The organism is Streptomyces piniterrae (assembly GCF_005048155.1).
GTDB lineage: Bacteria > Actinomycetota > Actinomycetes > Streptomycetales > Streptomycetaceae > Streptomyces > Streptomyces piniterrae.
Genome location: NZ_SUMB01000005.1, coordinates 18,497 through 32,190, shown reverse-complemented (window position 1 = coordinate 32,190; position 13,694 = coordinate 18,497). Strand labels below are relative to the sequence as shown.

Genomic DNA, 13,694 nt, shown 5'->3' with positions numbered 1-13,694 from the left:
CTTGCAAAAGTTAGCACTTGGATGCATTATCGACACATGGCATCACTCAACGTCGGCAATCTCGGTGAGTTCCTGCGGGAGCAGCGGCGCACGGCGCAGCTGAGCCTGCGGCAGCTCGCCGATGCCGCCGGGGTGTCCAACCCGTATCTCAGCCAGATCGAGCGCGGCTTGCGCAAGCCGAGTGCGGAGATCCTGCAGCAGCTGGCCAAGGCGCTGCGGATATCCGCCGAGACGCTGTACGTCCAGGCCGGGATCCTCGACGAGCGGCACGGGCTCGACGGGGTCGAGGTGCAGACCGCGATCCTCACCGACCCGTCGCTGAACGAAAAGCAGAAGCACGTCCTGCTGCAGATCTACGAGTCCTTCCGTAAGGAGAACGGGGTCGGCAGCGGCAACGAGGACGGCACTGCGAGCGGGCATGAGGACGGGCGCGGCACGGACTCCCATGAGACAGAGGCCGACGGCGGCCCGCACGCCACCTGAGCAATCGATTTCGTTTCCAGGAGGAATAACGTCATGGCCATCAAAACCGATGACCTCCGTACCCCGCTGTACGCACTGGCCGGTGCCACCGACCTGGCCGCCGAGAAGCTCGGTGAGGTGCCGCAGCTGGTCGAGAAGATCCGGGCCGAGGCGCCCAAGCGCTTCGAGTCCGTGCGGGCCACCGACCCCAAGGAAGTCCAGGAGCGTGTCACCAAGCAGGCCAAGGACGCCCAGGAGAAGGTCAAGGAGCTGCTGGGCTCGCTCGACGGCGACCTGAAGAAGTTCGGCGAGCAGGCTCAGGAGCTGGCGCTGCAGGGCGTGGGCCGGGCCGCCGAGGTCGCCGTTCGCGCCCGTGAGACGTACGACGAGCTGGCCAAGCGCGGCCGTGGCGCCGTGCAGACCTGGCGCGGCCAGGCCGCCGACCAGGCGGAGGAGCTGGCGGTGGCGATCGAGCCGGAGCCGGCGGCGAAGACCGAGGACGCGGCGAAGCCGGTGCCCGCGCCCGCTAACGGCACCTCGACCGAGAGCAAGTCCGCCGCGGCGAAGAAGAGCACCACCGCGCGCAAGCCGGCGGCGAAGAAGACCCCGCCGCAGTCCGCGAAGTGACCTCGGTCACCGTTCGCTGAGCGGACGGACAAGCGGGACAACGGGATGAACATCGGATACGGCGCGGGCCGGGCACATTTCAGGTGCCCGGCCCGTTCTCCGGTTACGGTCCGTTCCTCCGGGTACGGTCCGCCTCCGGGTACGGTGGGGCGGCGTAGGGCCAGAAGACCGTACGGAGAACAAGAAGCGGGACGACCGGCGAAACGGGCGGTGGCAGTGTGCTGATCTACGGGTTCCAGAACTTTCTGGGCTATTTGCAGCTCGCTCTGGGCGTGTATGCCGCCGTGATGCTGGTCGACGCTGCGGTGCGCCGCGAGGACGCGTATCGCGCGGCCGACAAGCAGACCAAGGGCATGTGGCTGATCTTCCTGGTGCTCGCCACGGCGCTGCTGTTCCTGATGCCGTTCGACATGTTCCTGCCGATCATCGGCATCATCGCGGTGATCGTCTACACGGTGGATGTGCGCCCGGCGCTGCGGCAGGTCTCCGGCGGCGGTCGCGGTCCGCGCCGCGGCGGCTCCAGCTCGGACGGCCCGTACGGCCCCTACAACGGCGGCCGGTGAGCGGAGGCGGGATCGGCGGAGCGGCCGCCCCGGCCTTTCCGGGCCCGACCCGTCGGACCGGCGCTAGCGCCGGTCCAGCAGCAGCACCGCGACATCGTCCGTCAGCTCCCCGCCGTTGAGGTCGCGGACCTCCTTGACCGACGCCTCGAGCAGTTCCTCGCCCCTCAGCCCGGCCGCCATCTGGCGGCCGACCAGTTCGGCCATGCCCTCCTGGCCGAGGCGCTGGTTGCCCTGCCCGATGCGGCCCTCGATCAGGCCGTCGGTGTACATCATCAGGCTCCACGAGCCGCCCAGTTCGACCTGCCGGCGGGGCCAGCGGGCGTTGGGCAGCAGGCCGAGCGCCGGGCCGCCGAACTCGTACGGCAGTAGCCGCGGGGTGCGGCCCGCGCGGGCCAGCAGCGGCGCGGGGTGGCCGGCCAGGCACAGGCCCGCGCGCCGGCCGTCCGGGGAGATGTCGACGGTGCACAGCGTCGCGAAGATCTCGTCGTCGGCGCGCTCGTGCTCCAGCACCTTCTGGAGGGTGGACAAGAGCTCGTCGCCGCACAGTCCGGCGAAGGTCAGAGCGCGCCAGGCGATGCGCAGTTCGACGCCGAGGGCGGCCTCGTCGGGGCCGTGGCCGCAGACGTCGCCGATCATCGCGTGGACGGTGCCGTCCGGGGTGCGGACGGTGTCGTAGAAGTCGCCGCCGAGCAGCGCGCGGCTGCGGCCGGGGCGGTAGCAGGCGGCGAAGCGGAGGTCGGAGCCGTCGAGCAGGGGGGTGGGCAGGAGGCCGCGCTCCAGGCGGGCGTTCTCCTGGGCCAGCATCCGTGACTCGGTGAGCTGGCGCTGGGCGAGGTCGGCGCGTTTGCGTTCGACGGCGTAGCGGACGGCGCGGCTGAGCACGGCGCCGTCCAGTTCGTCGCGGAAGAGGTAGTCCTGGGCGCCGACGCGTACCGCGTCCGCGGCGCGCTCGGCGTCGGTCTCGGAGGTCAGCACCAGGACCGCCTGGGCCGGTGCCAGCCGCAGCACCTCGCGCAGCATGTGCAGCTCGTCGCCGGGGCGGCCCTCGTCGGCTGTGTCCCGCTCGTCGTGCTCGGGCGGGGCCAGATCGAGCAGGATGCAGTGCACGTCGTCGGTGAGCAGTCGCTCGGCCTCGGTGAGGTTCCGGGCGGTACGCAGCCGGACCTTGCGGCCCGACCAGTCCCACATGTCGGGTATCGGGCTGTTGGGGTCCTCGCCGATGAGAAGCAGGGTCAGGCCCTGGTCGGGGAAGCCGTGGTTGGCCGAAAAGGGCTGCATCGCCCCTTGGGGCTCCTGCCGGTCCCGGGAGCCCATGCCCAGGCCGTACTGCACGAGGGCGGTAGCGGGCTCCGCCGGGGCGCTTTCGCCCTGGTCGGCCGCGGCGCGGGCACTCGTGCCCCAGCCGCCGGTGGCACAGGCGCTCACGCCCCGGGCCGCCGCGTTCCCCTCCGCAGACACAGCGGCCGCCGGCGCGGCGTCCGCGCAGGCGTCGTCCGCCGCGCTCGCCTGCTGCGGCAGCACGGCCGTCCGCTGGTGCGGTACGGGTACGGGCATTCCTCTACTTCCTTCCCTCCCCCCGAGGGTGGGTGGCGCACCGACGGCACACCACCGTGCCGACTTCACGTTCCGGTCGTTCAAATGAGCGAGACGCCGGGCACTGAGAGGCGACCATAGCGCCAGTGTCGAGCGGTATGGAATGGCCGATGGCAATCGGCCAACGTCATATGCCGCATCTCATCAGCGATTTCCCTTGGCGAGGCAGGAAAGCGGAATGACGAACATCACCCCGCTTGACCGCATTCCGCTACGCGCCGACAACCGTCCGATAGCAATCGAACCGGTCATTTATCGGGCGGCGTCATCGCCCGCATGCCGCCGGGATGCCTCGACGCGGCGCCGGAGGGCCGCCCGTATCAGTTCGGGCTTCGCCCTTATCGCGCCGATTGTCGTCGGCTGTCTTCACTCCGGCGGTCGTCCATATCCGGCCGGACGACACCCAGGATCGGCATCGAGCCGGCGCCGGTGATCGTGATCTTCCGGCCGGGCCGCGGGGCATGCACAATCGCCCCGTCACCGACATACATCCCCACATGACTGGCATCGGTGAAATAAATGATCAGATCGCCCGGCCGCATCTCTTTGACGCCCACCCGGGGCAGCTGCCGCCACTGTTCCTGCGAGGTCCGCGGGATCGTCCGGCCGCCTGCCTGCCAGGCCCGGAGGGTCAGTCCGGAGCAGTCGAAGGTGTCCGGCCCCTCCGCGCCCCACACATAGTCCTTGCCGATCTGTGCGGTGGCGTACGCGATCGCCTTCTTGCCTTTGGCGGACGCTTTGTTGCTGATTTCCTCCAGCACACCGGAGTCGAGCCATTTCTGCTGCTCCCTGAGCGCCTGCTCGTCCTCCAGCTCCTTCAGCCGGTCCTTTTCCTCCGCGGCCAGCCGGGATTCCAGTTTCTTTGCCGCGTCGATCTGTTTCTTGATGTCCCGCTGCGCGCTTTCCTTCTTCTCACGGTTCGCCTCCAGCCGCTCCCAGCGGTCCGTGGCGTCCTGTGAGTAATCCTCCAAGTCACCCTTCAGAAGGGTAAGTTGACTGATCACGCCCTTGGCGGCCTGCTGCCCCTTACGGGCGAGGATGACATTGTCGAGAAAGAGCTCGGGGTCGGTATTGAGCACCAGCTTGGCCTCGGGCGGAATCCCGCCGCCCCGGTACTGCGCACTGGCCAGCACACCGGCCTGCTGCTTGAGCGCGGTCAGCTTGCGCTGCGTCTTGTCGATGCTGCGCGCCAGCCTGACGATCTCTTTCTGCTGGATCTCGACCTCTTCCCTGGCGCCGTTGTAGGCGTCGGTCGCCCGCTCCGCCTTGCGGTAGAGGTTCTCGATCTTCTTGCGTACGTCCTCCAGGCGCTTGCCCGGCTCGGGATCCGCGGCGTACGCGGCCGTCTCCGCCCCGCCCAGCAACCCCATCGCGCACAGAACGACTCCGGTACACACCGCGATCCGGCCACGCCGGCCGCCCCGTACACCCCGTTCGCGCCGTACTCCCCATCCACCCTGAACGCCCTGTCGTGCCCCCTGGCGCCCCACCAGCCACCTCCGGTCGTTCCGCACCGATTCGCGTCCTCGCCTCAGGCGCGGATGCTGCCATACCGGCCGGTAATCCAACAGAGCGACGGGCCGTTTCTCATGAGCGGACGGATGTTTCTCATGAACGGCGCCCCGTCTCGCACGGCGAATGCGCCGTCTCGCACGGCCGATGCGCCTCCCCCACACCCGCCACACCCCCTCCCACCTGCGTGAATTCCTCGCAGGGTGCCCCTTGTCCGCCGGTCGGCGAACCGCCCGAGATCACTCGAACGGCGCACCCACCTGACGGCCGAGGTTCACCTTGCGTTCACTCTCCTCCATCGGCCGCTTCACTTGGTCTGCCTAATTTCAGCCGTACCGAGTGCGCGTCATGCCCTCAGGGCTCACGCGGCACGGCCAGCTGACACCGCACCCCCACGGCGGTCACCACAAAAGAGTCATCACCCCCGTCCCCATTCCGCTCGCCGAAAGAACCGGCGCGCCCCAGGAAGGAACTCTCGACAGTGAAGCTTCAGCGCAAGAACCGGGTTCGCGCCCTCGCCGTTGGCGCTCTCGCCGTCTCCGGTGCCCTGGCCCTGACGGCGTGTGGCTCCGACGACACCAGCGCCTCCGGCGGTGCCGGCGGCGCCGCCAAGACCGCCAACATCAAGTGCGAGGGCAAGGGCAAGCTGCTCGCGTCCGGCTCATCGGCGCAGAAGAACGCCATGGATGTGTGGGTGCAGAACTACTCGGGCGCCTGCAAGGACACCGAGATCAACTACCAGCCGACCGGTTCCGGTGCCGGCGTGACGACCTTCCTGCAGGGCCAGACCGCGTTCGCGGGCTCCGACTCGGCGCTCAAGCCCGAAGAGGTCACGAAGTCGAAGCAGGTCTGCAAGGGTGGCAAGGCGATCGACCTGCCGATGCTCGGCGGCCCGATCGCGATCGGCTACAACGTCCCCGGCGTGGACAACCTGGTCCTCGACGCCGAGACCCTCGCCAAGATCTTCGACTCGAAGATCACCAACTGGAACGACAAGGCGATCGCCAAGCTGAACCCGGGCGCCAAGCTTCCTGACCTCAAGATCCAGGCGTTCCACCGCTCCGACGACTCGGGCACCACGGACAACCTCACCAAGTACCTGAAGGCCGCCGCCCCGGGTGCCTGGAAGCACGAGCCGGCGAAGAAGTGGGAAGGCGAGGGCGGCCAGGCGGCCTCCGGCTCGTCCGGCGTCTCCTCGCAGGTCAAGCAGACCAGCGGCGCGATCTCCTACTTCGAGCTGTCCTACGCGACCTCCAGCAAGATCACCACGGCCAAGCTGAACACCGGCGCCAAGGCCCCCGTCGAGGCCACCACCGCCAACGCCTCCAAGGCGATCTCCGAGGCCAAGCCGGCCGGCGAGGGCGACGACCTGGCGCTGAAGCTCAACTACACCACCAAGGCCGAGGGCGCGTACCCGATCACCCTGGTGACGTACGAGATCGCCTGCGACAAGGGCAACAAGGCCGAGACCCTGCCCGCCACGAAGTCCTTCCTGACCTACGTCGCCAGCAAGGACGGCCAGGGCGCCCTCGAGGCCCTCGGCTACGCCCCGCTGCCCACCGAGATCGCCGACAAGGTCCGCAAGACCGTCACGACGCTCTCCTGACCCTCCCGGGCGGCATGCCTGACCGAAGGCCGTACGGCACCGGGTCCACCAGGACCCACCGCCGTGCGGCCTGAGGGCCGCCGCCCGTCCGGTGCACCGCCGCGCCAGGAGCCCTCGCCGGCTCCGCAGACCGGAGAAACCATGACTTCACCTTCGCTAACCGACACGCCTCCACCGCCGGCCGGGAACGACGTGCACTCCGCCGTCTCCGGCAAGGCCGTACGCCCCGGAGACCGGATATTCCTCGGGTTCTCCCGTGGCTCCGGTATCGCCCTCCTGGTGATCATGGCCGCCATCGCGGCCTTCCTCACCTACCGGTCCGTGCTCGCCATCTCCGGCGACAAGGCCAACTTCTTCACCACGCTCGACTGGAACCCCACCGGCGTCGAGCCCAAGTTCGGCATCGCCGTCCTCGCGTTCGGCACCGCCGTCAGCTCGGTGATCGCGATGGCCATCGCGGTCCCGGTCGCGGTCGGCATCGCGCTGTTCATCTCGCACTACGCGCCGCGCAGGCTGGCCTCGCCGCTCGGCTACGTCATCGACCTGCTCGCCGCGGTGCCCAGCATCATCTACGGCCTCTGGGGCGCGCTCTTCCTCGTCCCGCACCTGACCGGCCTCTACAGCTGGTTCGACGACTACCTCGGCTGGACCGGCATCTTCGCGTACGGCGACGGAGCCGCCCGCTCCCTGTTCACCGTCGGCATCCTGCTCGCGATCATGATCCTGCCGATCGTGACCAGCGTCAGCCGCGAGGTGTTCCTCCAGGTCCCGAAGATGCACGAGGAGGCCGCGCTGGCGCTCGGCGCCACCCGCTGGGAAGTCATCCGGATGTCGGTGCTCCCCTTCGGCCGCTCCGGAGTCATCAGCGCCTCGATGCTGGGCCTGGGCCGTGCGCTCGGCGAGACGATGGCCGTCGCCACGGTGCTCTCCCCGAGCTTCCTGATCAACACCAGCCTGCTGGACCCGGGCGGCGGCACCTTCGCCCAGAACATCGCCAGCAAGTTCAGCGAGGCCGATGAGTTCGGCCAGGACGCCCTGATCGCGTCCGGTCTGGTCCTCTTCGTGATCACGCTGCTCGTCAACGGCGCGGCCCGCCTGATCATCGCCCGCCGCAAGGAGTACTCGGGAGCCAACGCATGAGTGACGTCATGACGAAACCGCGGCCGGTCACCAACGGTGGCCACCCCGTCTCCCTCAAGCACGCCCGGCTGCCCCGCTGGACCCCGCCGGTGCTCGCGCTCGCCGCGGCCGCCGCGGGCAGCGGGATCGGCATCGTCGGCGGCCTGGACAGCAAGATCCAGTGGGGGCTGATCGCCGCCCTGGTCTTCATCCTCGGTACGTTCGCGCTGGCCGCGGCCGTCGAGGGCAGCCGGCAGGCCAAGGACCGGATGGCCACCACCCTGGTCTGGATCGCCTTCCTGCTCGCCGTCATCCCGCTCGCCTCCCTGCTGTGGGAGACGATCGCCCGCGGCATCAAGGTCCTGGACGGCTACTTCCTGTCCCACTCGATGGGCACCCTCCCGGACGCGATGCCCGGCGGCGGTATCTACCACGCGATCATCGGCACCCTGGAGCAGGTCGGCCTGGCCACCCTGATCGCCGCGCCGATCGGTCTGCTCACCGCGATCTACCTGGTCGAATACGGCCGCGGCAGGCTCGCCAAGGCCGTCACCTTCTTCGTCGACGTGATGACCGGCATCCCGTCCATCGTGGCCGGCCTGTTCATCCTCTCCGTCTGGATCCTCATCCTCGGCTTCGGTCCGTCCGGCTTCGCCGGCTCGATGGCCCTGGCGATCCTGATGATGCCGGTCGTGGTCCGCTCCACCGAGGAGATGCTCAAGCTCGTCCCGAACGAGCTGCGCGAGGCCTCACTCGCCCTGGGCGTCCCCAAGTGGCGCACCATCCTCAAGGTCGTCCTGCCGACGTCGATCGGCGGCATCACCACCGGCGTGATGCTGGCCATCGCGCGTATCGCCGGCGAGACCGCCCCGGTGCTGCTCCTGGTGTGGGGCGCGAAGACGATCAACAACAACCCCTTCGAAGGTGCGCAGCAGTCCCTGCCGCTGTACGTGTTCCAGCAGTGGCAGATCGGTACCGACGCGGCATACGACCGCGCCTGGGCCGCGGCGCTCGTCCTGATCGCCTTCGTCATGATCCTCAACCTGGTGGCCCGCGGCATCGCCCGCTGGAAGGCCCCCAGGACCGGCCGCTAAAAGCGTCGAGCTGTCGGCTCCGCCAAGGCAGCGACCAGCAGAAAGAAGTAGTGATCCTCATGGCCAAGCGAATCGACGTCAGCGGCCTCTCCGCCTACTACGGCAACCACAAGGCCATCGACGACATCTCGATGACCGTCGAGCCGCGCTCCGTGACCGCCTTCATCGGCCCCTCCGGCTGCGGCAAGTCGACGTTCCTGCGCACCCTGAACCGTATGCACGAGGTCACCCCCGGCGGCCACGTCGAGGGCAAGGTGATGCTGGACGACGAGAACCTCTACGGCTCCGGGGTCGACCCGGTCGCCGTCCGCCGCACCGTCGGCATGGTCTTCCAGCGCCCCAACCCGTTCCCCACCATGTCGATCTTCGACAACGTGGCGGCCGGGCTGCGGCTGAACGGCTCGTACAAGAAGAGCGAGCTCAAGGACATCGTCGAGAAGTCCCTCAAGGGCGCCAACCTCTGGAACGAGGTCAAGGACCGCCTCAACAAGCCCGGCTCGGGCCTGTCCGGCGGTCAGCAGCAGCGGCTGTGCATCGCCCGCGCCATCGCGGTCGAGCCCCAGGTGCTGCTGATGGACGAGCCCTGCTCGGCGCTCGACCCGATCTCCACCCTCGCCATCGAGGACCTGATCGGCGAGCTGAAGGAGCGCTTCACGATCGTCATCGTGACGCACAACATGCAGCAGGCGGCCCGGGTCTCGGACCGTACGGCCTTCTTCAACCTCGCGGCCGTCGGCCAGCCCGGCAAGCTGATCGAGATCGACGAGACCGAGCGGATCTTCTCCAACCCGTCGGTCCAGGCCACGGAGGACTACATCTCCGGCCGCTTCGGCTGAGCCGTCCTGGCCGCGCGGCTTCGGCCGCGCGGCCGACGCCCCCCGAGCGTCCTGCGGTGCTGCATGGCGGTGCCACCGCAAGGCGAAGGGCCCGCCCCTCGATCCCGAGGGGCGGGCCCATTCACATCTGTCGGGGGTTACCCGGCCCGCTAGCCGAACGCCAGCTGGACGATCCAGTAGCCCAGCGCCGCGACCAGCGCCGCCGCCGGCATCGTGATGAACCAGCCCATCACGATGTTCTTGGCGACGCCCCAGCGCACCGCGCGCGGGCCCTTCGTCGAGCCCACGCCCATGATCCCGGACGTGATGACATGGGTCGTGGAGATCGGCGCGTGGAACATGAACGACGCGGTGTACATGACCGAGGCGGCCGTGGTCTCCGCGGCGAAGCCCTGCGGCGGGTCCAGCTCGATGATCCGCCGGCCCAGGGTGCGCATGATGCGCCAGCCGCCCGCGTACGTACCGAGCGAGAGCGTGATCGCACAGGCCAGCTTGACCCAGATCGGGATGGCCGCGTTCTGGTCCTCGACATCGGCGATGACCAGGGCCATCACGACGATGCCCATGGTCTTCTGCGCGTCCTGGAGACCGTGGCCGAGGGCCATGCCGGCCGCCGAGACGGTCTGCGCGATACGGAAGCCGCGCTTGGCCTTGTGCGGGTTGGCCTTACGGAACATCCACAGGATCAGGACCATCACCAGATAGCCGAGCACCAGGCCGACGATCGGCGAGATGAACATCGGCAGGATGACCTTGTCGACCACACCGGACCAGATCACCGTGGTGCCGCCGGCCAGCGCCGCACCGACCATGCCGCCGAACAGGGCGTGCGAGGACGACGACGGCAGCCCGAAGTACCAGGTGACGAGGTTCCAGACGATCGCGCCGACCAGCGCGGCGAAGAGGATGCCCATCCCCTTGCTGCCATGGGGAGTGGCGATCAGCCCTTCACTGACCGTCTTGGCGACCCCGCTGCCCAGGAAGGCACCGGCGAGGTTCATCACCGCGGCCATCGCCAGAGCCGCCCGCGGGGTCAGCGCCCGCGTCGAGACGGAGGTGGCGATGGCGTTCGCGGAGTCGTGGAAGCCGTTGGTGTATGTGAAACCGAGCGCGACCGCAATGGTCACGACAAGCGCGAAGGTATCCATGGCCGGGGCTCAGGATTCCTTTACCGCGATGGTCTCGACGGTGTTGGCGACGTGCTCGAACGCGTCCGCCGCCTCCTCCAGGATGTCCACGATCTGCTTGAGCTTGAGCACCTCGATGGCGTCGTACTTGCCGTTGAAGAGGTGCGCCAGCAGCTTGCGGTGGATCTGGTCGGCCTGGTTCTCCAGACGGTTGACCTCGATCCAGTACTCGGTGAGGTTGGACATCGTGCGCAGGTTCGGCATCGCCTCGGCGGTCAGCTCGGCCGCCCGCGCCAGCACCTCGATCTGCTGCTCGATGCCCTTCGGCAGCTCCTCCACCTTGTAGAGGACGACGAGATCGACGGCCTCCTCCATGAAGTCCATGATGTCGTCGAGCGACGAGGCGAGCTTGTAGATGTCCTCGCGGTCGAACGGGGTGATGAACGAGGAGTTCAGCTGGTGGAAGATCGCGTGCGTCGCGTCATCACCCGCGTGCTCCGCCGCCCGCATCCGCTCGGCGATCTCGGCCCGTGCGGAGGCGTCCGCCCCGAGCAGTTCCATCAGGAGCTTGGAGCCCGTGACGATGTTGTCCGCGGAGGCGGCGAACATGTCGTAGAAGCTCGTCTCCCTGGGGGTCAGACGAAAGCGCACGTGAAATCCTCGGGGTGCATCGGATTCGGTCGAGTTGATGCTAGGCGCATCATCCAGCCACTGCTAACCGGCATTCCTTCAGTGTCGCCCATCGGGCAGCATGCTCTGCACGGGGTACCACCGGTGCCCGCAAAGTTCAGTACCGTATACCCACGAGGGGTATATAAATCGCCTAGATACCAGGGGAGACGGCCATGGCGACCACGGACGCCGACACCACCGGCAGCACCGAGACGGCCGCTGCCTGCCATACCCCGCAGCCGAAAAACGACCCCCGGACTGTGACTGATCACGATCGCGGCGTGCACGGCTACGCCCAGCAGAAGGACGCCCACCTCAAGCGGCTCCGCCGCATCGAGGGCCAGATCCGCGGCCTCCAGCGGATGCTCGAAGAGGACGTCTACTGCATCGACATCCTCACCCAGGTCTCGGCGAGCACGAAAGGCCTGCAGTCCTTCGGCCTCCAGCTCCTGGAGGAGCACCTGCGGCACTGCGTCGCCGACGCTGCGGTCAAGGGCCCCGAGGCCATCGACGCCAAGGTCCAGGAGGCCACCAAGGCCATCGAACGGATGCTGCGCACCTGACGGCTGGGCAGCCGGAGCGGAAGCGTCGACGCCGGGCCGGCCGTGGCGGATCTCACGCCTCGCCGTCGCCCGCGCCCGCCTCCGCCTCGACGTCCAGCAGCTCATCGATACGGTCCGGGCTGAGCCGATCCTCGCTCGCCGCCGCGGCCGCGATCATCAACTCACCGGTCAGGTCGATCTCGACGAGGGCTACGTGGTCCTGAACCATGCCATGCCGGTGCGGTGCCACGTACAACACCTCCTCCTTCGAGCGCCTTCCCACGCCTGGGGTGGTCAGAGCCCAGGGTAGAGACGGGTACACACTCCGCGCATGGCACGTATGGACCATTTCCGCCCACCCGGCATGCGCCCCGCTCAGGCCCCCCACCGAACCGTTTCGGCCAATCCGGCCACGGGTCGGGGCCGCGGACTCCGGCCGCCCCGGCTCCCGCTCGCTACGGCATCGCCGACGCGATCTTCCCGGTGTAGATGTCCGGTTCGTCCGGTAGCCGCACCTTCGCCTTCGCCCCGAACCCGTAGAGCTCCGTGGTGGATGTCACCGACACGCCCTTCGGCACCCCGTTGGCGAAGTGGAACCGCTGGCGCACCTTGCGCAGCCGCCCCTGCTCGTCGAAATACGCGTCGAACGGCACGTCATCGGTGGTGAACCCTTTCTCCGCCGCCATCAGCGCCGGCTTCGCCCGCCCCGACGTCGCCCTGGCCGCCGCCCCGATGTCCGTCACCCCGCGGTAGTGCCGCACCGTGACCCCGTCCAGCCGCTCGTCCCCCGCGTAGGTCACCTGCCGCGCCCCGCGCAGCAGTTCGGCGGCGGCCAGCGGATCGGTCGCGCCACCGGTGACCAGATTCCCGTCCGCCAGCTGGCCGGTGTCCACCCGCACCCACTTGTCGGCCGGCACCCCCGCCCCGCGGTTCTTCATGTAGAGGGCGCCGGGCGCGAGGATCTCGGTGACCGGCTGCCGCCCGCCGGCGGGCATGCCCGCCGGGTCGGGCAGGACGACCATCAGCTCCCCGCTGCCCGTCCGGAAGTCGTAGCCGCCGGTGCCGCGGATCGCGATCCGGGTGCCGCCGCTCGCGGTCTCCATGGCCGTACGCACCTGCGCGGTGCCGGCCCGCAGCAGCGCGTCGACGCTTCGCCGGACCTCCGCGGCGGCGAACCGGCCGGGCGACGCCTGATCGGTGGCGGCGGCACCGTTCGGCGAACAGCCCGTCGTCAGCAGCCCGACCGCCAGGCCGGTCCCGACCACCAGACCCGTCCCGCACGCCACGCCCACCGCGGCCGCGGCACCGCCTCGCCTGTCCTGCACCACCATGCGTACGAACCCCCTCGGCCGCTGTGTTCAAGACGGCCGGTGCCGGCCGCGGTCTTCCGGACGGTCGGCGTCCTGCCAACGGCTCGTCAGAGGCTCCGCCACGCTCGTAAGAGGCTCCGTCGTCGGATCCGCCGCTTTTGCCCACCGATCCGTTCAACGACGATTTCGGGGGGCCGTCACGCTGCACCCTCCTGAGCGCGTAGCGTGGCGGGGTGCCCGACCGAGCCTTCCGAGACCCGTCGCCAGGTCACCGCACCTTCACCACCGAGCGCGGCGCCTTCTGCCTGGCCCGCTGCGACTGCGGCTGGACGGGCCCGGCCCGGCGCGCCCGCTCCCAGGCGCGCACGGACGCCGAGCGGCACGAGGCGGCCACCGGGCCCGGCAACACGTAGGCCCTCCCCCTCATGGAATGACTCCGTCCGTTCCGGGAACCCCCCACGCCCACACCGCATCTGGGTAGGCAAGGAAGCAAGAGCGCCGAGCGGTACCGGACTTCACGGGCGATATCGGACACTCCCGGACAGTACCGGCCACCACGGAGCAACTACCGGCACAGCGGCACGCAGGGGAAACGCGCCGCCGTATCCACCCGGTGAGGCGCTCTCGCCCC

Annotated in this window: 15 protein-coding genes; 9 read left to right on the top strand and 6 right to left on the bottom strand. The window is 69.0% G+C overall.

Annotated elements, in window-relative coordinates:
* The first annotated feature begins 36 nt into the window (after positions 1-36).
* The 3 genes from FCH28_RS16435 (at position 37) to FCH28_RS16425 (ending at position 1,652) form a co-directional block, all read left to right on the top strand.
* Entirely contained in the window at positions 37-483 is a 447-nt protein-coding gene (locus tag FCH28_RS16435; RefSeq protein WP_136740792.1) for a helix-turn-helix domain-containing protein, read from the top strand.
* A gap of 33 nt (positions 484-516) precedes the next feature.
* Complete coding sequence (locus FCH28_RS16430) at positions 517-1,089, top strand: hypothetical protein (protein ID WP_136740791.1); 573 nt, start codon at positions 517-519, stop codon at positions 1,087-1,089.
* A gap of 218 nt (positions 1,090-1,307) precedes the next feature.
* Positions 1,308-1,652, top strand: coding sequence for a DUF2516 family protein (locus tag FCH28_RS16425; protein WP_136740790.1), 345 nt, complete (start codon positions 1,308-1,310; stop codon positions 1,650-1,652).
* A 63-nt stretch (positions 1,653-1,715) separates the two neighbouring features.
* Here the strand turns inward: FCH28_RS16425 and FCH28_RS16420 are convergent, their stop codons facing one another.
* Together FCH28_RS16420 and FCH28_RS16415 are read right to left on the bottom strand one after the other, a co-directional pair.
* The gene (locus FCH28_RS16420) at positions 1,716-3,206 is read right to left on the bottom strand and encodes a PP2C family protein-serine/threonine phosphatase (protein WP_136740789.1); all 1,491 of its coding nucleotides are present in this window, start codon (positions 3,204-3,206) and stop codon (positions 1,716-1,718) included.
* Positions 3,207-3,583: 377 nt separating this feature from the next.
* On the bottom strand, positions 3,584-4,615 hold the full coding sequence (locus FCH28_RS16415; protein ID WP_136740788.1) for a C40 family peptidase: 1,032 nt from the start codon (positions 4,613-4,615) through the stop codon (positions 3,584-3,586).
* Positions 4,616-5,238: 623 nt separating this feature from the next.
* Between FCH28_RS16415 and pstS the strand changes: the two genes are divergently transcribed.
* The 4 genes from pstS (at position 5,239) to pstB (ending at position 9,412) form a co-directional block, all read left to right on the top strand.
* Positions 5,239-6,363 (top strand): phosphate ABC transporter substrate-binding protein PstS, encoded by a 1,125-nt coding sequence (pstS, locus tag FCH28_RS16410; protein ID WP_136740787.1) that lies wholly within the window; start codon positions 5,239-5,241, stop codon positions 6,361-6,363.
* A gap of 141 nt (positions 6,364-6,504) precedes the next feature.
* Positions 6,505-7,503 (top strand): phosphate ABC transporter permease subunit PstC, encoded by a 999-nt coding sequence (gene pstC / locus FCH28_RS16405; protein WP_136740786.1) that lies wholly within the window; start codon positions 6,505-6,507, stop codon positions 7,501-7,503.
* Entirely contained in the window at positions 7,500-8,576 is a 1,077-nt protein-coding gene (pstA, locus tag FCH28_RS16400) for a phosphate ABC transporter permease PstA (RefSeq protein ID WP_136740785.1), read from the top strand. Before pstC ends, pstA begins: the two co-directional genes overlap by 4 nt.
* A gap of 59 nt (positions 8,577-8,635) precedes the next feature.
* The gene (gene pstB, locus FCH28_RS16395; RefSeq protein ID WP_136740784.1) at positions 8,636-9,412 is read left to right on the top strand and encodes a phosphate ABC transporter ATP-binding protein PstB; all 777 of its coding nucleotides are present in this window, start codon (positions 8,636-8,638) and stop codon (positions 9,410-9,412) included.
* 149 nt (positions 9,413-9,561) lie between these two features.
* On the opposite strand, the gene FCH28_RS16390 is transcribed toward pstB, so the two are convergent.
* The gene (locus FCH28_RS16390; protein ID WP_136740783.1) at positions 9,562-10,560 is read right to left on the bottom strand and encodes an inorganic phosphate transporter; all 999 of its coding nucleotides are present in this window, start codon (positions 10,558-10,560) and stop codon (positions 9,562-9,564) included.
* A gap of 9 nt (positions 10,561-10,569) precedes the next feature.
* A complete protein-coding gene (locus FCH28_RS16385; RefSeq protein ID WP_136740782.1) occupies positions 10,570-11,190 on the bottom strand; it encodes a DUF47 domain-containing protein in 621 nt (206 codons plus the stop codon).
* 194 nt (positions 11,191-11,384) lie between these two features.
* Between FCH28_RS16385 and FCH28_RS16380 the strand changes: the two genes are divergently transcribed.
* The gene (locus FCH28_RS16380) at positions 11,385-11,774 is read left to right on the top strand and encodes a metal-sensitive transcriptional regulator (protein ID WP_136740781.1); all 390 of its coding nucleotides are present in this window, start codon (positions 11,385-11,387) and stop codon (positions 11,772-11,774) included.
* A gap of 52 nt (positions 11,775-11,826) precedes the next feature.
* On the opposite strand, the gene FCH28_RS16375 is transcribed toward FCH28_RS16380, so the two are convergent.
* Both FCH28_RS16375 and FCH28_RS16370 read right to left on the bottom strand, forming a co-directional pair.
* Positions 11,827-12,009 (bottom strand): hypothetical protein, encoded by a 183-nt coding sequence (locus FCH28_RS16375; RefSeq protein ID WP_136740780.1) that lies wholly within the window; start codon positions 12,007-12,009, stop codon positions 11,827-11,829.
* Between the two features lie 199 nt (positions 12,010-12,208).
* A complete protein-coding gene (locus FCH28_RS16370) occupies positions 12,209-13,084 on the bottom strand; it encodes an SCO4651 family lipoprotein (protein WP_136740779.1) in 876 nt (291 codons plus the stop codon).
* A 212-nt stretch (positions 13,085-13,296) separates the two neighbouring features.
* On the opposite strand from FCH28_RS16370, the gene FCH28_RS16365 reads away from it, so the two are divergent.
* Positions 13,297-13,476, top strand: a complete 180-nt coding sequence (locus FCH28_RS16365) for a hypothetical protein (RefSeq protein WP_136740778.1) — start codon at positions 13,297-13,299, stop codon at positions 13,474-13,476.
* The last annotated feature ends 218 nt before the right edge of the window (positions 13,477-13,694 follow it).

Bases quoted from the DNA above. Each gene is read 5' to 3' on its own strand.
- FCH28_RS16435 (WP_136740792.1), top strand. From the start codon at position 37: ATGGCATCACTCAACGTCGGCAATCTCGGTGAGTTCCTGCGGGAGCAG.
- FCH28_RS16430 (WP_136740791.1), top strand. From the start codon at position 517: ATGGCCATCAAAACCGATGACCTCCGTACCCCGCTGTACGCACTGGCC.
- FCH28_RS16420 (WP_136740789.1), bottom strand. From the start codon at position 3,206: ATGCCCGTACCCGTACCGCACCAGCGGACGGCCGTGCTGCCGCAGCAG.
- FCH28_RS16415 (WP_136740788.1), bottom strand. From the start codon at position 4,615: ATGGGGTTGCTGGGCGGGGCGGAGACGGCCGCGTACGCCGCGGATCCC.
- pstC (WP_136740786.1), top strand. From the start codon at position 6,505: ATGACTTCACCTTCGCTAACCGACACGCCTCCACCGCCGGCCGGGAAC.
- pstA (WP_136740785.1), top strand. From the start codon at position 7,500: ATGAGTGACGTCATGACGAAACCGCGGCCGGTCACCAACGGTGGCCAC.
- pstB (WP_136740784.1), top strand. From the start codon at position 8,636: ATGGCCAAGCGAATCGACGTCAGCGGCCTCTCCGCCTACTACGGCAAC.
- FCH28_RS16390 (WP_136740783.1), bottom strand. From the start codon at position 10,560: ATGGATACCTTCGCGCTTGTCGTGACCATTGCGGTCGCGCTCGGTTTC.
- FCH28_RS16380 (WP_136740781.1), top strand. From the start codon at position 11,385: ATGGCGACCACGGACGCCGACACCACCGGCAGCACCGAGACGGCCGCT.
- FCH28_RS16370 (WP_136740779.1), bottom strand. From the start codon at position 13,084: ATGGTGGTGCAGGACAGGCGAGGCGGTGCCGCGGCCGCGGTGGGCGTG.